Genomic DNA, 20,868 nt, shown 5'->3' on the forward strand with positions numbered 1-20,868 from the left:
AACACAAAGCCCGGCGCGAGCGCCGGGCTTTTTCTTATCCTTTACTGATCCTGTCAAACTCTTCGCAGCCGGTATCAAACCCCTCCAGGCAACTGACGTTAAGCCAGTGCAGCGCCTTCTGCTTATTCGGTTCGATAAAGCCTTTCTCTCCCTGCTGGAACATCATCCCGGCCCAGTATTCGGCATAGCCGGTCCGCGAGAGCGCCGAGCTGCCTTTAAAGTAGGCGCTCGCTTTCCCATCATCTTCCGGACCGTGCACGCCGCTGGCGTAGATCAGCCCCAGCAGCATCTGGGCGTCTACCGCCGCATCGCTTTCGCTGTCCCGGGCGGCATCCTGCAGAAGCGTGATGGCGTGCGCCACGTCGGTGGGGCCAGCCTGACGGTTCACCAGCACTCGCGCGAGGACGATCTCCCCGGATTTACTGCCGGCCTCGACGGCTTTTTCCGCCAGCTGGCGAGCCTGCGGATAGTCCGCCTGCTGCGGATTGCGAATTTTTAGCTGCGCCAGCAGGGCCAGCGCGTCGCCATCGCCCTGCGCCGCTGCTTTCTGTGCCCAGAATTCGGCTTTCTGATAATCGCCGGAGCTAACCCAGGTATCCGCAAGGTAATATTGCGCGCGTCGATCGCCGGCTTCCGCCTGCTGTTGATACCGGCTACCCGGTTCGGTGGCCACCGCTGCGCCGCTGGTAATGACCAGTAAAAATAAAAAGAGGTATTTCATTTGTATTTATTATCAGCAAGGAACATAGCGCGCAGTATAAAGGGAGGCGAAAAAGAAGAAAATGACAGGGATCGGTAGGTAGAGCGGATTCTCTCTACCTACCGCAGGTACGCGGACACGGCGCCGCTTGTATGCCGGGTGGCGGCTACGCCTGACCCGGCCTACGCATCGCGCGAGCCGGATCAGGCCGCCGCACCTTAACCCATCGCGCTTTCGCGCAGGCGGGATTTCAGCTTATTGTACTCGTCGATCACGTACTGTTCCGCCGCGCGCTGATCGGCAATCCGCTCAACGTTGACCGCGCAGTACTTGTACTCCGGCGTTTTGGTTATCGGGCTCAGGTTCTCCGACACCAGCTCGTTACAGGCGCCAATCCACCACTGGTAGGTCATATACACCGCCCCTTTGTTCGGCCGGTCGCTGACCTGCGCGCGGGTGATGATCCGACCCTTGCGCGAATTCACCCACACCAGCGCTTCATCCTCAATGCCTAACCGTTGGGCGTCGGCGGTGTTGATTTGCGCATAGCCAGGCTCATCCGCCAGCGCCGCCAGCGCCGCGCAGTTACCGGTCATTGAACGGCACGAGTAGTGGCCGACTTCGCGCACCGTCGACAGCACCATCGGGTACTCGTCGGTGAGCTTATCGATCGGCGCGACCCAGTCGCAGGTGAAGAACTGCGCCAGCCCGTTCGGGGTATCGAACTTCTCTTTAAACAGGTACGACGTCCCCTGATCGGCGTCGGACTCATCGCGGCACGGCCACATCACATAGCCGAGCTCACCCATTTTCTCGTAGGTGGCGCCGTAGAAGTCCGGGCACAAATGCCGCAACTCGTCCCAGATCTCCTGGGTGTTGTTGTAGTGCATCGGATAACCCATCCGGGTAGCGATTTCGCTGATGATCTGCCAGTCGGTTTTCAGATCCCACTTCGGCTCCACGGCTTTAAAGAAGCGCTGGAAGCCGCGGTCCGCTGCGGTGTACACGCCTTCGTGCTCGCCCCACGACGTGGACGGCAGGATGACGTCGGCCGCGGAGGCGGTTTTGGTCATGAAAATGTCCTGGACGATAACCAGCTCCAGATCGTCGAACGCTTTGCGCACCGCCGAGAGTTCGGCATCGGTCTGCAGCGGATCTTCACCCATAATGTACGCCGCCCGCACTTCGCCGTGCGCCGCGCGGTGCGGCAGCTCGCTGATGCGATAGCCGGTATGTGCCGGCAGGCTGTCGACGCCCCAGGCTTTGGCGAACTTCTCGCGGTTTTCCGGGAACTTAACGTACTGATAGCCCGGATAGGTATCCGGCAGCGCCCCCATATCGCAGGCGCCCTGGACGTTGTTCTGGCCGCGCACCGGGTTGACGCCGACGCTCGGCTTGCCGAGGTTGCCGGTGAGGATCGCCAGGCTGGTCAGGGAACGCACGGTCTCCACGCCCTGGTAGAACTGGGTCACGCCCATGCCCCACAGAATGGCGGCGGATTTGGCGCTGGCGTACATCCGGGCGCAGGCGCGGATCTCCTGGGCGCTGACCCCGGTGATCTCCTCCACCGACTCCGGCGTATAGCCTTCAACGATTTTGCGATACTCCTCGAAGCCTTCGGAACGGCTGGCGACGAAGGATTTATCGTACAGATCCTCTTCAATAATCACGTGGCCAATGGCGTTGAGCAGCGCGATATTCGAGCCGTTCTTCAGCGCAATGTGCATATCGGCGATGCGCGCGGTTTCAATTTTGCGCGGGTCGCAGACGATAATTTTCGCCCCGTTGCGTTTAGCGTTAATGACGTGATTCGCCACGATAGGGTGGGAATCCGCCGGGTTGTAACCGAAGATAAACACCAGATCGGTGTTATCAATCTCCGTGATGGCATTACTCATGGCGCCATTACCGACCGACTGGTGCAGACCTGCAACCGAAGGGCCGTGTCAGACGCGAGCGCAGCAGTCGACGTTATTGGTACCAATAACGGCGCGCGCGAATTTTTGCATCACATAGTTGGTTTCATTACCGGTACCGCGGGAGGAGCCGGTGGTTTGGATCGCATCCGGGCCATATTTGGCTTTAATGGCGCTGAGGCGAGTGGCGACGTAATCCAGCGCCTCATCCCAGGAGACAGCTTCCAGCTTGCCGCCGCGTTGACGACGGATCATGGGGGTTTTCAGGCGCGGCGTCAGGATCTGGGTATCGTTAATAAAGTCCCAGCCATAATAGCCCTTCAGGCACAGGGTTCCCTGGTTGGTTTTCCCCTGCGCCGCTTCAGCCCGAACGATTTTGCCGTTATCGACCACCAGGTTGATTTTGCAACCTGATGCGCAATACGGGCAAACCGTGACGACTTTTTTCATCGGTCTTGCTCCAGTTATTCAATGGGCGCGTTTGCGCTATCGCGCCGTCACTATGCATCTTCTATGCCATATTTTCATTGTGGGTATTCCTTGATGATACGTGGCTTTTTTGGGCGAAATGCTGACGAAAAACAGCCTGTCGACAGATTTGACGTGTCGATACCCTGGAGATGTGACGGCGCTTGAAAAAATGTCACCGGAAGAGGAATTTGTCGGCACAGCCTTGCAGAATCGATCAGACTGACACTAACTCCCCCGCGGGCAGAGGCAAAGATGAAACCGGTCATTTTAGTGGTTGATGACGACATAGCGATGGGCGAGCTGCTCAGCGATGTGCTCGGCGCGCACGCGTTTGAGGTGCTGGTCTGCCAGACCGGCGACGACGCGCTGGCGACGGTGGCGCAGCGGGCGGACATCGCGCTGGTTTTGCTGGATATGATCCTGCCGGATACCCATGGTTTGCAGGTGCTCCAGCAGCTGCAGCGCACGCGGCCTGAGCTGCCGGTGGTGATGCTCTCCGGCCTGGGCAGCGAGTCCGATGTGGTGGTGGGCCTGGAGATGGGCGCCGATGATTACATCGCCAAACCGTTCAGTTCGCGGGTGGTGGTCGCCCGGGTGAAGGCGGTGCTGCGGCGCAGCGGGGCGCTGGCCAGCGAGGCGCCGGGCGGCGTCGCCGGCCTGACGTTCAACGGCTGGCGGCTGGATACCACCCGCTGTGAGCTGTATAACCCACAGCAGCAGGCGATCCCGCTGACCCAGGGAGAATACGGTTTGCTGCTGGCGCTGGCGCAGAACGCCCGCCGGGTGCTGAACCGTGAACAGCTGCTGGCGCTAACCCATACCGAAAGCACCGAGGTGTTCGATCGCACCATCGATGTGCTGATCATGCGCCTGCGGCGCAAAATCGAATTGAACCCGCATCAGCCGACGCTGATTAAAACGCTGCGCGGCCTGGGCTATGTCTTTTCCGCCGACGTGACCCACAGCGAGAAGGCGGCGTAGGGCGGGGGCTGTCTAACCGGCCTGCCCATTGCTGGCGGTGTTAACCCCTCTCACTATTCTGCAACTGAATAAACGCCTGCAGCTCAGAGAGCGTTTTGGCGCCGTCGATCGCATTGGCGGCCTGCAGGCTGGCGCGGGCGCAGGCATGAGCCAGCTGCAGACTGTCGGTTAACGGCCAGCGTTCGTGGCTGCCGTATAGCAGGCCGGCGCAGAAGGCATCTCCGGCGCCGACGCTGCCGACAATCTCCTCCGGCGGCAGCCGCCATGACGGTACCCAGCGCCCGGCTTCGGTACGGGAGACGCCCCATGCCCCCTCCGGACAGTGGATCACCACTCGCTGGCGCACGCCTGCGTCAAGCAATGCGCTGGCGGCGCGGGCGATATGGGCGACGTGCGGCTCGCCGTTGGGTAGACGAATCTCCAGCCCGCTAAACTCGCTGGCTTCCAGCTCATTGATGGTCAGGTAGTCAAGATGCGCCAGCGCCGGCAGGACCAGCGGGCGGTAGCGCGGGTCGCCCTTGCGCGACACCAGATCGAGGGAAACCTCATAGCCTCGCTCGCGCATCTGCGCCAGCAACCGCGCGCTGCGGGTGCCGTACTCTTCGTCGGGGCGATCGAGACTTTCAAGCAGCAGCAGATAGCCGAGATGGAAAATTTTCAGCGGCGCATCCAGCGGCTCAAAGGCCGGAAGGTCAAGCAGGCGGTTGGCGCCGGGAGAGTGAAAGAAGGTGCGCTGGCCTTCGGCGTCGGTCATCACCTGAGTCATCGAGGTGGGGGCGGAGCTGGTGCGCTGCACAAGCTGGCGATTGATATGGTACTGATCGAGCATGGCGGTAATGTAGTCGCCATCGTTATCCTCGCCAATCAGGCCGACCGCCTGCAGCGGCAGTCCGGCGTGCATTTTGGCCAGGGTCAGCAGGACATTCAGCGGCGCGCCGCCGGTGGCGCGTTCGCTGTGAATAATTTCCACCAGCCAGCCGCGCTCCGGCCACTGTCTGATCTGGTGGACATGATCGACCAGCATGTTGCCTGCGGCAATAATCCCTTTACGTTCCATGATCGCTACTCCGCGCCGTCATACCTGTTAAGCGTAGCGCACAATCGGCGGAACGATTGTGCGCCGGGTTGCGCTTATTTCACGGTCCAGCCTTTGTAGGAACTGACGTTGTTTTTGTCGATCATGGTCACCGGGATCAGCACCGGCGCGGTTGGGGCCGGTTTGCCCTGCAGGATGTTGTAGCCAATTTCCACCGCCTTCGCCGCCATCACCTGCGGGTCCTGCGCCGGCGTCGCGACGAACAGCGAGTTCTTACGCTTCAGCGCCTCTTCGCCGTCCGGGCTGCCGTCGACGCCGACGATGAAGAACTCGCTGCGCTGCGCCTGTTTCGCCGCCAGATCGGCGCCAATCGCCGTCGGATCGTTGATCGCGAACACGCCGTCAATCTTCGGATTGGCCGCCAGCAGGGAGGTCATCACCTCCAGTCCGCCTTCCCGGCTGCCTTTCGCGTTCTGGTTGGAGGACAAAATTTTAATATCCGGGTGTTTTTTGAACTCCGTTTCGCAGCCTTCGACGCGGTTTTGTACCGCGGAGACCGGCGGCCCGTTGATGATCACCACGTTGCCTTTGTTGTTCAGACGGTCGCTAATGTATTTACAGGCCAGCTCGCCCGCCTGGGTGTTATCGGAGGTGATGGTGGCGTCGGCTCCTTCGGCGGCAACGTCAACCGCCACCACCACGATCCCGGCCTCTTTGGCCCGCTTCACCGCCGGGCCAATGCCTTTCGAATCGGCGGCGTTGAGGATAATCATATCGACCCTGGCGGCGATAAAGTTGTCGATCTGCGCCACCTGCTGGCCCAGGTCGTAGCCGCTGGAGACCAGCGTCACTTTGACGTTATCCCCCGCCAGCTTGCGGGCTTCCAGCTCCGCGCCCTTGGTGATCTGCACAAAAAACGGGTTGGCAAGGTCGCCCACTGTCACGCCTATCGCTTTCAGCTCTTTGGCCGACGCAAAGGGGGAGGCGGCCAGTAGCGCGCCAGCACACAGCGCGGTGACTATCGGTTTTAAACGCATTCGCTTTTCCTCGCAGGTAAGATGGTGTTGTTATGCACTTTGATGGTGTCGGGTACGGTATTTGTCGATCAGCACCGCAATGATGATCACCGCCCCTTTGATCACCAGTTGCCAGAAGTAGGAGACCCCCATCAGGGTCATACCGTTATTGAGGGTGGCGATAATCAGCGCCCCCACCAGCGTACCGGTGATGGTGCCGATGCCGCCGACGAAGCTGGTGCCGCCGAGAATGACCGCGGCGATGGCGTCCAGCTCGTAGCCGACCCCGAGGTTGCCGTTGGCGCTGTACAGCCGGGAGGCGCTCATCACCCCGCCAAGGCCGGAGAGCAGGCCGCTCATGCCATAGACAAACAGCAGCACCAGCCAGACTTTGATGCCGGTCAGCCGCGCCGCCTGCATGTTGCCGCCCACCGCGTAGATATGCACCCCAAGGGTGGTTCGGCGTAGGATAAACCAGCACACCGCGATAACCGCCAGGGCGATGACCACCAGCCACGGCACCGGGCCGAGGTAGTCATTGCCGATCCACTCGAAGCTGATATCGGAGTTGATTACCGTGGTGCCGTCGGCCAGCAGATAGGCGGCGCCGCGCAGCGCCGTGTAAGTGCCGAGGGTGACGATAAACGGCGGTAACCCGGCGAAGGCCACCAGCGCGCCGTTGAACAGCCCAAGCAGCAGGCCGAGCATCAGCGCCGCCGGAATCGACAGCAACGCCAACTCCGGGATCAGCGAGACCACCATTGCCGCCACCGCGGTGGTGCCGAGAATGGAGCCGACGGAGAGGTCAATGCCGCCGGTGAGGATGATGAAGGTCATTCCCGCCGCCAGCACAATGTTGATCGAGGCCTGGCGGGTGATATTCAGCAGATTGCTTTCCGTGAAGAAGTTGGGGGCGATAAAGCCGAAAACGGCGACGATCAGGATGAGGATCGGCAGAATGCCGACGGTCTGCATCAGGTCGCCCATCAGCATTTTTTTCGCCGAAGCGGATGTCGCGACCGGCGCGGAGGTCTCTTTCGGTATGCTCATAGTTGCCCTGCCTTAAGGTGAGAATCGTTCACGCCGGTGGCCAGCGTCATGATCTGTTCCTGGCTGATATCGCCGGACTGCAGCTCGCCGGCGATAGTCCCTTCGCGCATCACATAGACCCGGTCGCTCATGCCCACCACTTCAGGCAGTTCGCTGGAGATCATCAGAATAGCGACGCCCTGGCGCGCCATGTCGTTCATGATGCGGTAAATCTCGCTTTTCGCGCCGACGTCGACGCCGCGGGTGGGTTCATCGAGGATCAGAATGCGTGGGCCAATCGCCACCCAGCGCGAAATTAACAGCTTCTGCTGGTTGCCGCCGGACAGTCCGCCGGCGCGCACCTGGGCGTGCGGCACGCGGATGTTCAGCAGCTGGATGGCGTCATCGGAAATAGTTTGCGCCTTACGGCGATTGAGCATCCCCCAGGTCGCGTCGCGCTCCAGCGTCGCCATGGTGATGTTTTCCTGGGCCGCCAGTTCGAGAAACAGGCCCTGCTCTTTGCGATTTTCGGTCAGAAAGCCGATTCCATGGTCGATGGCTTCGCGCGGCGAGTGGATCACCACCGGCTCGCCGTCGATCTCGATCACCCCGCCGGTGGCTTTGCGCACGCCAAAGATCAGCTGCGCCAGCTCGGAGCGTCCGGCGCCGACCAGCCCGGCGAGGCCGACGATTTCGCCAGCATGCACCACCAGGCTGCTGGGCTTAACCTTGCCGCCATCGGTCAGATCCTCGACCCGCAGGCGCGGCTGGCCGCGGGGAATATCGCGCTCTTTATTGAACAGATCGCTGAGCGGACGGCCGACCATCATGCGCACCAGCTCCGGCGCATTGAGCTTGTCGCGCACCAGGCTGCCGACATACTGCCCATCGCGCAGGACGCTGACCCGGTCGGAGAGCTCATACACTTCCGCCATGCGGTGGCTGATATAGATAATCGCCATCCCCTCATCGCGCAGGCGCAGGATGAGGTCGAACAGGCGCTGGGTTTCCCGCGAGGAGAGGGCGGCGGTGGGTTCATCCATCACCAGAATGCGGCTTTGACGGTGCAGGGCGCGGGCGATCTCCACTTGCTGCTGCTCGGCGATGGTCAGGGTCATCACCCGGTCGCTGGCCCTGAACTGGGCGCCGAGACGGTCGATCACCGCCTGCGCCTGGCTGAGCATGGCTTTGCGCTGCACCAGGCCACCGCGCGCCAGCTCGCTGCCGAGGAAAATGTTTTCCGCGACGCTCAGGTTCGGCGCCAGCTGCATCTCCTGGTAGATCAACGTGATCCCGGCGGCCAGCGCGTCCTTGGGGCCGCGGATCGTTTGCGGTTTTCCGTCGATCAGGATCTCGCCGCTGGTGGCGGTATAGGCGCCGGCGAGGATCTTCATCAGCGTGCTTTTTCCGGCGCCGTTTTCCCCCATCAGGGCATGGATCTCGCCGGGCCAGACCGTCAGGTCGACGCCCTTCAGCGCGTAGAATTTGCCAAAAGCTTTGGCGATATGGCGCATTTCCAGTACCGGGGTGGCGGTCATCACGGCGCTCCTGTCTGCGAGAACAATAGCTGCAGTCCACCACCGGAAAATAAATGCAGGATGTCAGAATCCATTCATATTTGTCATAGTGATAAATAGTTAACCGCGATCACAGTTACGCGGCGTCATTTTCTGCACCGTCACGCCTATCTGCCGACCGTTCCTTCACCGGAGTTGCTATGACCGCTCGCCGACACCCGTTTTTCACCAGCGCCCGTGGCCGCCTGCTCTCCTTTAATCTGCTGATGGTGGTCGTCACCCTGCTGGTGAGCGGCGTGGCGGTGTTCGGCTTTCACCACGCCAGCCAGCTGCAGGAGCAGGTGCAGCGCCAGACCCTCAACGATATGCGCGGCAGTATGGATCTGGCGCGGGACACGGCGAATGTCGCCACGGCGGCGGTGCGCCTGTCGCAGGTGGTGGGCGCGCTGGAGTACAAAAGCGAAGCGGAACGGCTGCGGGCGACGCAGCAGGCGCTGAAGCACTCGCTGGCCCAGCTGGCGGCGGCCCCGCTGGCGCAGCAGGAGCAGGCGCTGGTGGCCAGTATTATTCGCCGCAGCAACGCGCTGCAGCAGAGCGTGGCGGAGATGCTGGAGCGCGGCCAGCGCCGCCATCTGCAGCGCAATGCGCTGCTGAGTTCGCTTTACCAGAATCAGAGCAACCTGCGCCATCTCGCCGATCTTAACGATCGCGGCGGGGAGCGGGCGATCGATCCCCGCCGGCTGGCCGAGATGGACCGGCTGATCGTCGCCGCGATCCATACCGTCACGCCGCGGTCGATCGTCCTGCAGCTCGACCAGCTGCGCGGCGACCTGCCGGCCCATAGCGCCGATCCCGCGCTGGCGTTTGTTCTCCCCGACGTCACCCGGGAGCTGGCGAAACTTGCCCCGCTGTCGGCCCAGCTGGAGGAGAGCGACCTGACGATCAGCTGGTACATGTACCACATCAAAGCGCTGGTCGCGCTGCTTAACGACGACATCAATCAGTACGTGACCCGGGTGGCGGAAGCCTCCGAACAGCGGGCGGCGCAGAGCCATCGGGAGCTGCGCTCCATCAGCATGTTTATTCTGCTTTCCGCGCTGCTGGCGCTGGCGATCACCGGCTGCGCCGGGTGGTACATCTACCGTAACCTGGGCTCTAACCTGACCGCTATCTCGCGGGCGATGTCGCGGCTGGCTCAGGGAGAGCCGAACGTCTCGGTGCCGGCCCTGCAGCGGCGCGACGAGCTGGGCGAACTGGCGCGCGCCTTTAACGTTTTCGCCCGCAATACGGCGTCGCTGGAGCACACCACCCGGCTGCTGAAAGAGAAGACCACCCAGATGGAGATCGATCGGATTAAGCGCCAGGAGCTGGAGGAGGCGCTGCTGCACAGCCAGAAGATGAAGGCCGTCGGCCAGCTGACCGGCGGCCTGGCGCATGATTTTAACAACCTGCTGGCGGTGATCATCGGCAGCCTTGAGCTGGTGGAGCCGAATGCGCAGGATGCGCCGCGCCTCACCAGGGCGCTGAAGGCGGCGGAACGCGGGGCGCTTCTGACCCAGCGGCTGCTGGCCTTTTCGCGCAAGCAGGCGCTGCATCCCCAGGCGGTGGCGATGGCGCCGCTGCTGGAGAACCTCAGCGAGCTGATGCGCCACTCCCTGCCGGCGACCTTGAGCCTGGAGATTGAGGCGCAGTCGCCGGCATGGCCGGCATGGATAGACGTCGGCCAGCTGGAAAACGCCCTGATCAACCTGGTGATGAACGCTCGCGACGCCATGGCCGGGCGCGCGGGCGTCATCAAAATTCGCACCTGGAATCAGCGGGTCACTCGCAGCAGCGGCCAGCGGCAGGATATGGTGGCCCTGGAGGTGATCGATCACGGCAGCGGCATGTCGCAGGCGGTGAAAGCCCGGGTGTTTGAACCCTTCTTCACCACCAAAGCCACCGGCAGCGGCAGCGGCCTGGGGCTGTCGATGGTGTATGGCTTTGTGCGCCAGTCGGGCGGCCGGGTGGCGCTGGAGAGCGCGCCGGGGCAGGGGACGACGGTGCGGCTGCAGCTGCCCCGGGCGATGACCGAGGTCGGGAAGGCGGTGGCGCCGGTGGAAGACGAACCCATCCCGGCGGGAGAGCGGCTGGCGCTGGTGCTGGAGGATGAAGAGGATGTTCGCCAGACGCTGTGCGAGCAGCTGCATCAGCTGGGCTGGCTGACGCTGGAAACCGCCAGCGGGGAAGAGGCGCTGCAGCTGCTGGAGGCCTCGCCGGATATCGCCCTGTTGATCAGCGATTTGATGCTGCCCGGCGCGCTGAGCGGCGCCGATGTGATCCATACCGCCCGACGCCGCTTTCCGGCGCTGCCGGTACTGCTGATCAGCGGTCAGGATTTGCGCCCGGCGCAGAACCCGGCCCTGCCGGAGGTGGAGTGGCTGCGTAAGCCCTTTACCCGCGCCCAGCTGGCGCAGGCGCTGAGCGCGGCGTACGCGAGGATTTGAGATTCCTCCGCTACCCGGGCGGCATGCCGTTGATTAAGGTAGCGGCAGGACTCTGATGAGATTGGCCCCGATGAAACGTTACGCAACCGCACTGCTCTTTTGCACTCTGTCGCTGACCAGCCTGGCCGCTCGCGCCGATATTATCGATGACGCGATCGGCAATATTCAGCAAGCCATTAACGACGCCTATAACCCGGGCAGTAGCCGTTCCAGTGACGACGACGACAGAGACAACGACGATGGCCGTTATGATGACGGGCGCTATCAAGGGAGCCGCCAGCAGAGTCGTGACAGCCAGCGTCAGTATGACGATCGGCAACGCCAGCTGGACGATCGCCGCCGTCAGCTGGATGAACGCCAGCGCCAGCTCGATCGCGATCGCCGCCAGTTAGAAAGCGATCAGCGTCGTCTGGACGATGACTATTGATCGCCCCGCAGCAGACCGACGCCTAATCCAGCACGATTTCCATCCCGTCATAACCCGCTTCGAAACCTTCCGGTAGCGGGTTATCCATCATCCAGACGTCAAACTGATGGCTGATATGGGTGAGGATCACCCGCGGACAGCCTATCGCCTGGTTAAGGGCGCGAACGGTAGTGAAATCGTTGTGGTTACGCGGGGTCTGCGCGCGCGGCTCATGACTGCAGTCGATGATCATCGCCTGCGGGCGATTGTTGAGTAAAAACTTCAGCGTCTTGTCCGGCAGCCCGGCGGTATCCGAGAGCCAGGCCACCCGACTGTGGGCCGACTCCAGCAGATAACCGAAGGTGAGCTTCGAATGGTTGAGCGGCAGGGGCGTCACCCGCAGGCCCTGCAGCTCAAACACCACAAACGGCGTGACGGTATGGCTGAAGTCGAGCAGGCCGGGGTGCTTGAGCAGATCGTCGCAGCCGGCGTCGTCCGGCGGGCCATAGACCGGGATCGGCCCGCCCACGCCCCAGCGCAGCGGAAACAGCCCCTGCACATGATCCAGGTGATAGTGGGTTAGCAGCACTTGCTGAAAGCTGCCGGCGGGATGATGTTCCATCAGATCCGGCCTGCCGGCGTCCAGCAGCGTCACTGCGCTGTTGAACGTCACCACCCCGCTGCAGGGGCGGCGGCGATGGCTTTCCTCACGGCGGGCGCGGCGGCAGGCCGCGCAATCGCAGCCGAAGACCGGCACCAGCTGAGCGCCGCCGGTGCCGGTTAAGCGGAGGGTCAGGCTCATCGTGTCACCTTGTGTTTATACCAGCGGATCCGCTTCGCGCACCGCGTGGCTGCGCAGCAGGCGGAAAAATTCATCGACCGATTGTCGGAGACTGCCGTCGTTATTCAGCGTCAGGCAATCGTCCGGCTTATAGCGCGCGGCGCGGTCCAGACGCTGGGCGATGTCCACCGCATTTTCCCGGCCGCGCTGCTCCAGCCGCTGGCGCAGCACCGGCGGCGAGACGGCGAGACAGATCGGCACCAGCACCTCGCCGTAGCGTTCCCGCGCCAGCGCCAGATGGGCGCGGGAGCCATTGGCCACCACGTCGAAGCCGGCGTGCAGCCAGAGGTCGATCTCCACGCCAATGCCATAGTAAGTATGGTTGGCGTGCCAGCTGAGGGCAAAGAGATGCTGCTCGGCGCGGGTAAAAAATTCATGTTCGCTGAGGGCGATATGGTTTTCGTTACCGGCGTTAAAGGGCCGGGTAATGTAACGATGCGCCACCAGCAGCTGCGGGTGCTCGCGCTGGCGCAGCGCCGCCAGCAGGCTGTCTTTACCGGAGCCGGAGGGCCCCACCAGCCAAATCAGTTTCCCCGGCATTAAAAGACCCTCCTTCCCTGGCGCCAGACATGGTCGATGTGGACATGCTCGCCGCGACGGTGCGCCAGCACCAGGTCGGCGCGTTTCCCCTCGGCGATGACGCCGCGATCGTCAAGGCCCAGCGCCTGCGCCGGATGTTTGCTGACCAGACGGATCGCCTGCGCCAGGGTGAAGGCGTTATCCTCGGCGTCGGCGATGCGGAATGCGGCATCCAGCAGGCTGGCGGGGTAGTAGTCGGAAGAGAGAATGTCGAGCAAACCGTGGTTCGCCAGCTGGTGGGCGGCGACGTTGCCGGAGTGGGAACCGCCGCGCACGATATTCGGCGCCCCCATCAGGACGTGCATCCCGTGCTGACGTGAAGCCTGCGCCGCGGCCAGGGTGGTAGGAAACTCGGCGATCACGCTACCCAACTGGTGGGATTCAGCCACATGCGCCTCGGTGGCGTCGTCGTGGCTGGCGAGGGCGATACGGCGGGCGCGGCACATGGCGGCAATGGTCTGGCGATTGGGCTGCGACCAGGTGGCGGCCAGGGCCATCTGCTCGGCTTCAAAACGATCCATCTCGTCATGCGTCAGATGGTACTTTCCCTGATAGTAATCGCGGTACTTGCTGCGATCGGCATACTGGCGCTGGCCCGGGGAGTGATCCATCAGCGAGACCATGCTCACTGACTCGCGGTCAATGAGCTTTTCGAACAGCGGCAGCGTGGTGTGATGCGGCAGCTCGCAGCGCAGGTGCAGGCGGTGCTCGGCGCGGTTAAGACCACGCTTTTGCGTCTCTTCCACCGCATTGACCATCTTCTCCAGATTCTCAAGACGATCGCCGCCATCGCGCACGTCGCCAATCGCCACGGCGTCGAGCACGGTGGTGATGCCGCTGGCGACCATCATTGCATCGTGGCTGCTCATCGCCGAGTGGGCTGGCCAGTCCACCTTCGGTCGCGGGGTAAAGAATTTGTCGAGGTTATCGGTATGCAGTTCGATAAGGCCCGGCAGCAGCCAGCCGCCTTCCCCATCCAGCGCCTGCGGCAGCCGGCTCTGGCTTTCAGCGAAGGCGAGAATGCGACCGTCCTGGACTTCCAGCGAACCGTGGACCACGTCATCGTCGAGAACCAGTTTTACGTTATTGATAATCATGCTGTTATTCCCATGGGGTGCAGCCGGTCGGCGACCTGACGGCGTACCCCTTCGTCATGGAAAATCCCGACGATGGCCGCGCCGCGCGCTTTGGCATCGTGGATCAGGTCGACCACGGCAGCACTGTTTTTGCCATCCAGTGAGGCGGTGGGTTCATCGAGGAGCAGGATCGGATAGTCGACCGCAAAACCGCGGGCGATATTGACCCGCTGCTGTTCGCCGCCGGAAAAGGTCGACGGCGCAAGATGCCACAGACGTTCGGGAACGTTGAGGCGGGTCAGCAGCTGGGCGGCTTTGGCGGCGCTCGCTTCACGCGGCGTCCCGAGGTCGAGCAGCGGCTGCATCACCACCTCCAGCGCCGAAATGCGCGGGATCACCCGCAGAAACTGGCTGACCCAGCCGATGGTGGTTTGACGCACTTCCAGCACCTTGCGCGGCGTGGCGGTGACCAGATCGACCCATTCGTCGCCGTGGCGGATATGAATATGTCCGCTGTCCGGCAGATAGTTGGCGTACAGCGAGCGCAGCAGGGTCGATTTGCCGCTGCCGGAGTGGCCATGGAGCACCACGCACTCCCCGGCGTTAACGGTCAGCGAGGCGTCGGCCAGCACCGGCAGACGCACGCCGTGCTGCTGGTGCAGAACAAAGGTTTTATGAATGTTTTCAACGCGGATCATGTTAGCCCTCACGGGGTTGAGTTGCCGGGTGGCGCTTCGCTGACCCGGCCTACGAATAACGCATCTGCAGGCCGGGTAAGGCGCAGCCGCCGCCCGGCAAAACAGCGTCAGTTCTGCAATACCGACGACACCAACAGCTGGGTGTAAGGGTGATGCGGATCGTCGAGCACCCGGTCGGTTAAGCCACTCTCCACCACCTGGCCCTGCTTCATCACCAGCAGTCGGTTCGCCAGCAGGCGGGCGACGCCGAGATCGTGGGTGACAATCACCACCGCCAGATTCAGCTCCACCGCCAGGCCGCGCAGCAGATCAAGCAGCCGCGCCTGCACGGACACATCCAGCCCGCCGGTGGGTTCATCCATAAACACCAGCTTCGGCTGGGTGACGAGATTGCGGGCGATCTGCAGGCGCTGCTGCATGCCGCCGGAAAAGGTGGTGGGCAGGTCGTCGATGCGCGAGGGCGGGATCTCCACCTCCTGCAGCCACTTTTCGGCGGTGGCGCGAATGTTGCCGTAGTGGCGCGCGCCGGTGGCCATCAGCCGTTCGCCGATGTTGCCCCCGGCGGAGACCTGGCGACGCAGGCCGTCCATCGGGTGCTGATGCACCACCCCCCATTCGGTGCGCAGCAGGCGGCGGCGTTCGGCTTCGCTCATGGCGTACAGCGAGCGCTGCTGGTACAGCACCTCGCCCCGCTGGGGCGTCAGGCGGGCGGAAATCGCCTTCAGCAGGGTGGTTTTACCGGATCCGGACTCCCCAACGATGCCGAGCACTTCCCCCGGCCACAGTTCGAAGGAGACGTCGCGGAAGCCTTTATCCGGGGCATAGAGATGGGTCAGGTGATTGACGGCAAGTAACGGCTGGCTCATTTTTTCTGCCCCTCGCTCTGCTGGCGGCAATAGTCGGTATCGGAGCAGACAAACATCCGCTGGCCGCTGTCATCCAGCACCACTTCGTCGAGGTAGCTGTGGCGCGAGCCGCAGATGGCGCAAGGCTCATCCCACTCCTGAACGGTAAACGGATGGTCGTCGAAATCGAGACTTTCCACCGGGGTATAGGGCGGCACGGCGTAGATCCGCTTTTCGCGCCCGGCGCCGAACAGCTGCAGCGCCGGCATCATGTGCATTTTCGGGTTATCGAATTTCGGGATCGGCGAGGGGTCCATCACGTAGCGGCCATTGACCTTCACCGGGTAGGCGTAGGTGGTGGCGATATGGCCGAAGCGGGCGATATCTTCATACAGTTTCACCTGCATCACGCCGTACTCTTCCAGGGCGTGCATAGTGCGGGTTTCGGTTTCGCGCGGCTCGATAAAGCGCAGCGGCTCCGGGATCGGCACCTGATAGATCAGGATCTGATCCTCCACCAGCGGCGTCTCCGGGATGCGGTGGCGGGTCTGGATCAGGGTGGCGTCTTCAGTGCGCTCAGTGGTGGCGACGCCGGTTACGCGCTTAAAGAACTGGCGGATCGACACCGCGTTGGTGGTGTCATCGGCGCCCTGGTCAATCACCTTCAGCACGTCGTTCTCGCCGATGACGCTGGCGGTCAACTGGATGCCGCCAGTGCCCCAGCCGTAGGGCATCGGCATTTCGCGACCGCCGAACGGCACCTGATAGCCGGGAATGGCTACCGCTTTGAGAATAGCCCGGCGGATCATGCGCTTGGTTTGCTCGTCGAGATAAGCAAAGTTATAGCCAGTCAGTGGGTTAGCCACGTTCGTTCTCCCGTTGCAGGCGTTTCAGCAGCGCCAGTTCGGCCTGGAAATCGACATAGTGCGGCAGCTTCAGATGCGAGACGAAGCCGGCGGCTTCAACGTTATCGGCGTGGGCCAGCACAAACTCTTCATCCTGGGCGGGACCGGCAATCTCTTCGTCATAGTCCGCCGCCTGCAGGGCGCGGTCGACGAGGGCCATGGCCATCGCTTTGCGCTCGCTCATGCCGAAGGTCAGACCGTAGCCGCGGGTGAAGTGCGGCGGTTCATCCTGCGGGGCGACGAAGCCGTTGACCATTTCGCATTCGGTCAGCAGCAGCTCGCCAATATTGACGCTAAAGCCCAGCTCTTCCGGGACAATCTCCACCTGCACGTAGCCGCTGCGGATCTCGCCGGCAAACGGATGGTTGCGGCCATAGCCGCGCTGAGTCGAATAGGCCAGCGCCAGCAGGTAGCCTTCATCGCCGCGCATCAGCTGCTGCAGGCGCGAAGAACGCGAGCAGGGGTAGACCGGCGGGGTGCGGGTGATATCGTCGGGCGGTGTGCCGCGATCTTCCTCGGCCTTCGCCAGCCCCTGCTGCGTGAGCAGGCTAAAGACGTGCGGCGTCGGCTGCGTGTCGCACTCGGCTTGCTGCACAGAAGGCGCTTCGCCGTTTGCCAGCAGGGTAAAATCGAGCAGGCGGTGGGTGTAGTCGTAAGTGGGGCCCAGCAGCTGGCCGCCGGGGATATCTTTGTACACTGCCGAGATGCGGCGTTCGAGACGCATTCCGGCGGTGTCGATCGGTTCGCTAATCGCCAGCCGCGGCAGGGTGGTGCGGTAGGCGCGCAGCAGGAAGATCGCTTCGACGTTATCGCCGCTGGCCTGCTTGAGCGCCAGCGCCGCCAGTTCGCGATCGGCGATGCCGCCCTCGGTCATCACCCGGTCCACCGCCAGATTGAGCTGGTCACTTATCTGGTCAACGCTCAGTTCGGGAAGCCGTCCATCGCCCCGTCGTTTCTGTTCCTGTAAGGCGTGAGCGGCGCGGATCGCCTTCTCGCCGCCCTTGACGGCAACGTACATTTAGCAAACCTCCACGTGGGTGGTGCGCGGGATCGCCAGCAGGCGCTCGCCGCAGGTGAGGATCAGGTCAATGCCCAGCGGGAACGGGTGCGGGCGCTCCGTCAGTTCGTCAATGATGCAGTCCGGCAGCTGAGGGGCGATCATTCGCTCTTCGGCAATGCCTGCCCCGGTCAGGCGCAGCATGCGCCCGCCGCTCAGGCTGGCGAGCTGGACGATCAGCGTGACGCCGGTCTCCGGGGCGGTGACGGTGCCCGCGGAGAGGACGTTGAGCTGCTCGGCGCTGATGCCGTCATTGGCGACCGCAAAGACCGCCTGCTGCGGCTGGTCCACCAGCGGCGCGCCGGTATGGAAGCGCAGATTCTGTCCCACCAGATCGTTATGCAGGGCGCTGGCGAGCCAGACCGGCGTTTCGTGATCGGCAAGGGTCAACAGCAGGCTGGTGGAGGCGACGTTCAGCGGCTGCCAGCCGTGCTGCAACTGCTGCAGGGAGACAATCACCCCCGGCTCGCTCATCGCTTTCAGCAGGCGACGAAAACTGTGTTGGGCATCCTGCACAGCCAGGGTAAAAGCGGGTTGTAAGGTCATGCGTTATCTCCGCGAACCAGGGTAAAGAAGTCGACCCGGCTGGCGTTGACTTCGGCGCGTCGGGCTTCAATGCGCGCGCTGCGTAGCGCTTCCAGCGGGGTTATCAGGGTTTCCATTAAATTGTGAAAATGGCGGGGCGACTGCAGCAGGGCGTCGATGGCCGCGCAGCGTTCGGCGTGCGGGCGGTCGCGGCCTAAGATCCAGCTGTAGCCGAGCGTACCATCGGCCAGACGTATCGCCGCCCGGGTGAGCGTGGCGTCGCCGGCGAAGAAACGGTCGCCGATACCGCCCATCCGGGCCTGAAGCTGCACCAGGCCTGTCTCGGGAGAGCGGATCAGCTCATACTCCGGCGCCAGCTGCAGGGCGTGCATGCGTGCCAGAAGATCTTGCGGTTCACTGTGGGCCAGCACGGACATCCAGCGCTGGCGGGTGGCGGTATCGAAGTGCATTCAGTGCTCCATGGTGAATTCAATCATGTCGGCGCGGGTCAGGCTGACGGAGTATTCGGTGACGGCCTGCTCGCCCTGGCGGCTGTTGAGGGTGCGCACGCAGAGCAGCGGCGCCATATTGGGGATCTCCAGCAGCTTGCTCTCTTTCGCCTGCGCGCGACGGGCGCTGATTTTGGTACGCACCCGGGTCAGTTCGACGTCAAGCCGATCGCGGAGCAGGTTGTGCAGCGAGCCGTGGCTGAAGGTCTGCAACACCGGCCAGAAGCGCAGGTCGGCAAAGTAGTGGTCAATCAGGCACAGGGCGACGCCATTGACCCGGCGCAGGGTGCGCAGGTGGATGACATTCTCGCCCTCGCTAATGCCAAAGGCCTCGGCAACGTGCGCGCTGGCGGGGCGCAGTACCGACAGCAGTTTTTCGCTGGTGGGATCGCTGCCTTGTTCCAGCAGGTTCTGGCTGAACCGCGCCTGGGCGTTGAGCGGGTAATCGATCGGCCGCATCAGCACCAGCACGCCGACGCCCTGACGGCGTTGTACCCAGCCGCGCTCAACCAACTGGTCGATAGCCCGACGCAGGGTATGGCGGTTTACGTCGAAGCGCGTCGCCAGCTGCTGCTCGGCGGGCAGATAGTCGCCGCAGCGATAGTGGTGGCGCAGCTCCTGCTCAAGCCGGGCGGCGATTTCCTGATAGCGCGTGGGATAACTGGTCGGATGTCTGGACAGGTGCATGGTCATCAAGCCTCACACAGCATAGGCGAGGAGCCTCCTCGCGTTGTGAGCCGATCCTGACCGGTTTATGTTGCAGTTCTGTTAAGTGATGATGACTAAAGGATGAAGAGTTAATGCCAGACGGATGACAGGGCGGCCAGGCCGCCCTGGCGGGGTCAGCCTTGTTTGACCACGTTGATCATCCATGGGACGCCAAAGCGATCGACGACTTTGCCGAAGCCGTGGGCCCAGAAGGTTTCCTGCCAGGCCATCTCAATGCGCCCGCCGACCGCCAGCGCGTCGAACCAGCGCTGGCCTTCAGCGACATCGTTGGGATCGAGGACGAGGGTGAAGCCGGCGTAATGCACATCGGGCCCGAAGGCGCTGTCGCTTAGCATCAGCTCGCCGTTGCCGATGCGCAGGCTGGCGTGGGCGATGGCGTCATCCGCCATCTTCTGGCCAGACGGGCAGCCGTCAGAGGCTTCCTGCGCCGAAGGCGGCATTTCGCCAAAGGTCATTTTAAACATCAGCTCGGCGCCCAGCGTCTGCTGATAGAAGGCGATCGCCTCGGCGCAGTTGCCCGCAAAGGCAAGGTAGGGACTTAAGGACATGGTGAATACCTCAGTGACCGTAACCCGTAAAGCGTAGTCGCCCACAGCGGGATTGAGCCAGACGGCAGCGCGAAAATGGGGCGGGAATAGTGCTGCAGGCGGCAGCGTAAATAGCGGCGGCTGGCGGGATAAATAACCGGATGCGCAGGGAGGCGAAGGGCAGTGAGGATATCGGGAGCGGCGACGGCGATAGGGGAAAATAATCGCGTCGCCTGCCCGGAAATAAATCAGTTCTTTTTGACGAATTCAGATTTCAGCTTCATCGGGCCAAAACCGTCAATTTTGCAGTCAATATTGTGATCGCCTTCGACCAGACGGATATTCTTCACTTTGGTGCCGATTTTCAGCATCGAAGAGCTGCCTTTAACCTTCAGATCTTTCACTACCGTGACGCTGTCGCCATCGGCCAGTAAATTGCCATTGGCATCTTTAACGATCAGAACGTCGTTTTCTTCCGTGGCTTCGGCAGGGTTCCACTCATGGGCGCATTCCGGGCAGATGTACATGCCGTTGTCTTCATAAGTGTAAGTCGAATCGCATTTTGGGCAGTGTGGCAGTTGCATGACGTTCCTCGTGATGTCGTCGAAAAACAGGACGTTGGTCCTTTAAACAGCGGCTGAGAGCCGAAAGTGGCTATGATTATAGCGCAATCACCCACTTTTGTCGGGTGTTTTTTTGCTAAAAAATAGCCGGGGCGCTATTCCGGGAAGAACCGAATAATTGCTGAAATTAACCGCCGGAGATGGAACAACACCGACGAAATAATTTCCGGGCAAACGGCAGGAAATGAACTTATTTATTTTCTGGGACTCTGTAATTAGGCGGTAAATTTATGTGAAGTTGATCGCAGATATAAACACTGTTAGGGTAAAAAAGGGGAGCAGGTCAATTTCATCAATTATGACGATGAGCCGCTCCATTTATTCACCAGTAGCCACAGCAGGCGTCAACAGGTTCGGTTGTACATTCTGTCAGCAGACAGTGCAGGCAAACCTGCT

The 20,868-nt window shown here is 62.2% G+C and carries 21 protein-coding genes; 3 read left to right on the forward strand and 18 right to left on the reverse strand.

The window, feature by feature from the left end; all coding sequences use genetic code 11:
- Nucleotides 1-34: 34 nt before the first annotated feature.
- Together ABLV54_RS15325 and fdhF are read right to left on the reverse strand one after the other, a co-directional pair.
- Complete coding sequence (locus tag ABLV54_RS15325; RefSeq protein ID WP_023291654.1) at nt 35-721, reverse strand: tetratricopeptide repeat protein; 687 nt, start codon at nt 719-721, stop codon at nt 35-37.
- Nucleotides 722-918: 197 nt separating this feature from the next.
- The gene (fdhF, locus tag ABLV54_RS15330; protein WP_077625397.1) at nt 919-3,066 is read right to left on the reverse strand and encodes a formate dehydrogenase subunit alpha; all 2,148 of its coding nucleotides are present in this window, start codon (nt 3,064-3,066) and stop codon (nt 919-921) included.
- A 273-nt stretch (nt 3,067-3,339) separates the two neighbouring features.
- On the opposite strand from fdhF, the gene ABLV54_RS15335 reads away from it, so the two are divergent.
- On the forward strand, nt 3,340-4,068 hold the full coding sequence (locus ABLV54_RS15335) for a response regulator transcription factor (RefSeq protein ID WP_050533642.1): 729 nt from the start codon (nt 3,340-3,342) through the stop codon (nt 4,066-4,068).
- 40 nt (nt 4,069-4,108) lie between these two features.
- Here the strand turns inward: ABLV54_RS15335 and ABLV54_RS15340 are convergent, their stop codons facing one another.
- The 4 genes from ABLV54_RS15340 to ABLV54_RS15355 form a co-directional block, all read right to left on the reverse strand.
- A complete protein-coding gene (locus ABLV54_RS15340) occupies nt 4,109-5,125 on the reverse strand; it encodes a carbohydrate kinase family protein (protein ID WP_032454581.1) in 1,017 nt (338 codons plus the stop codon).
- Nucleotides 5,126-5,199: 74 nt separating this feature from the next.
- On the reverse strand, nt 5,200-6,141 hold the full coding sequence (locus ABLV54_RS15345) for an ABC transporter substrate-binding protein (RefSeq protein WP_032454582.1): 942 nt from the start codon (nt 6,139-6,141) through the stop codon (nt 5,200-5,202).
- 30 nt (nt 6,142-6,171) lie between these two features.
- On the reverse strand, nt 6,172-7,170 hold the full coding sequence (locus ABLV54_RS15350; RefSeq protein ID WP_023291658.1) for a ribose ABC transporter permease: 999 nt from the start codon (nt 7,168-7,170) through the stop codon (nt 6,172-6,174).
- Nucleotides 7,167-8,687, reverse strand: a complete 1,521-nt coding sequence (locus tag ABLV54_RS15355) for a sugar ABC transporter ATP-binding protein (protein ID WP_050533643.1) — start codon at nt 8,685-8,687, stop codon at nt 7,167-7,169. Before ABLV54_RS15355 ends, ABLV54_RS15350 begins: the two co-directional genes overlap by 4 nt.
- A 179-nt stretch (nt 8,688-8,866) precedes the next feature.
- On the opposite strand from ABLV54_RS15355, the gene ABLV54_RS15360 reads away from it, so the two are divergent.
- Complete coding sequence (locus tag ABLV54_RS15360) at nt 8,867-11,152, forward strand: ATP-binding protein (RefSeq protein ID WP_101881286.1); 2,286 nt, start codon at nt 8,867-8,869, stop codon at nt 11,150-11,152.
- A gap of 70 nt (nt 11,153-11,222) precedes the next feature.
- Entirely contained in the window at nt 11,223-11,579 is a 357-nt protein-coding gene (yjdP, locus tag ABLV54_RS15365; protein WP_032429059.1) for a DDRRRQL repeat protein YjdP, read from the forward strand.
- Nucleotides 11,580-11,601: 22 nt separating this feature from the next.
- Here yjdP and phnP read toward each other — a convergent pair whose 3' ends face one another.
- The 12 genes from phnP to ABLV54_RS15425 form a co-directional block, all read right to left on the reverse strand.
- Nucleotides 11,602-12,360 (reverse strand): phosphonate metabolism protein PhnP, encoded by a 759-nt coding sequence (phnP, locus tag ABLV54_RS15370; RefSeq protein ID WP_023291662.1) that lies wholly within the window; start codon nt 12,358-12,360, stop codon nt 11,602-11,604.
- 15 nt (nt 12,361-12,375) lie between these two features.
- Complete coding sequence (gene phnN, locus ABLV54_RS15375) at nt 12,376-12,939, reverse strand: ribose 1,5-bisphosphokinase (RefSeq protein ID WP_004206368.1); 564 nt, start codon at nt 12,937-12,939, stop codon at nt 12,376-12,378.
- Complete coding sequence (gene phnM, locus ABLV54_RS15380; protein ID WP_050533645.1) at nt 12,939-14,075, reverse strand: alpha-D-ribose 1-methylphosphonate 5-triphosphate diphosphatase; 1,137 nt, start codon at nt 14,073-14,075, stop codon at nt 12,939-12,941. The genes phnN and phnM overlap by 1 nt, the downstream gene beginning before the upstream one ends.
- Nucleotides 14,072-14,752 (reverse strand): phosphonate C-P lyase system protein PhnL, encoded by a 681-nt coding sequence (phnL, locus tag ABLV54_RS15385; protein ID WP_050533646.1) that lies wholly within the window; start codon nt 14,750-14,752, stop codon nt 14,072-14,074. The genes phnM and phnL overlap by 4 nt, the downstream gene beginning before the upstream one ends.
- 107 nt (nt 14,753-14,859) lie before the next feature.
- The gene (phnK, locus tag ABLV54_RS15390) at nt 14,860-15,618 is read right to left on the reverse strand and encodes a phosphonate C-P lyase system protein PhnK (RefSeq protein WP_023291666.1); all 759 of its coding nucleotides are present in this window, start codon (nt 15,616-15,618) and stop codon (nt 14,860-14,862) included.
- On the reverse strand, nt 15,615-16,463 hold the full coding sequence (locus ABLV54_RS15395) for an alpha-D-ribose 1-methylphosphonate 5-phosphate C-P-lyase PhnJ (RefSeq protein ID WP_002885202.1): 849 nt from the start codon (nt 16,461-16,463) through the stop codon (nt 15,615-15,617). The genes phnK and ABLV54_RS15395 overlap by 4 nt, the downstream gene beginning before the upstream one ends.
- Nucleotides 16,456-17,520, reverse strand: coding sequence for a carbon-phosphorus lyase complex subunit PhnI (locus ABLV54_RS15400; RefSeq protein ID WP_050533647.1), 1,065 nt, complete (start codon nt 17,518-17,520; stop codon nt 16,456-16,458). Before ABLV54_RS15400 ends, ABLV54_RS15395 begins: the two co-directional genes overlap by 8 nt.
- Nucleotides 17,521-18,105 carry a phosphonate C-P lyase system protein PhnH gene (gene phnH / locus ABLV54_RS15405; RefSeq protein WP_008807244.1) on the reverse strand — a complete coding sequence of 195 codons (585 nt, stop codon included), beginning with the start codon at nt 18,103-18,105 and terminating at the stop codon, nt 17,521-17,523.
- Nucleotides 18,102-18,554 (reverse strand): phosphonate C-P lyase system protein PhnG, encoded by a 453-nt coding sequence (phnG, locus tag ABLV54_RS15410; protein WP_135704543.1) that lies wholly within the window; start codon nt 18,552-18,554, stop codon nt 18,102-18,104. The genes phnH and phnG overlap by 4 nt, the downstream gene beginning before the upstream one ends.
- Nucleotides 18,555-19,280 (reverse strand): phosphonate metabolism transcriptional regulator PhnF, encoded by a 726-nt coding sequence (phnF, locus tag ABLV54_RS15415; RefSeq protein ID WP_023291670.1) that lies wholly within the window; start codon nt 19,278-19,280, stop codon nt 18,555-18,557.
- Between the two features lie 155 nt (nt 19,281-19,435).
- Nucleotides 19,436-19,870, reverse strand: a complete 435-nt coding sequence (gene yjdN / locus ABLV54_RS15420; protein ID WP_023291671.1) for a VOC family metalloprotein YjdN — start codon at nt 19,868-19,870, stop codon at nt 19,436-19,438.
- 227 nt (nt 19,871-20,097) lie between these two features.
- Nucleotides 20,098-20,433, reverse strand: a complete 336-nt coding sequence (locus ABLV54_RS15425; protein WP_023291672.1) for a zinc ribbon domain-containing protein YjdM — start codon at nt 20,431-20,433, stop codon at nt 20,098-20,100.
- Between the last annotated feature and the right edge of the window lie 435 nt (nt 20,434-20,868).

Source organism: Klebsiella sp. JB_Kp042 (genome assembly GCF_040065275.1).
GTDB classification, from domain to species: Bacteria; Pseudomonadota; Gammaproteobacteria; order Enterobacterales; family Enterobacteriaceae; genus Klebsiella; species Klebsiella quasipneumoniae.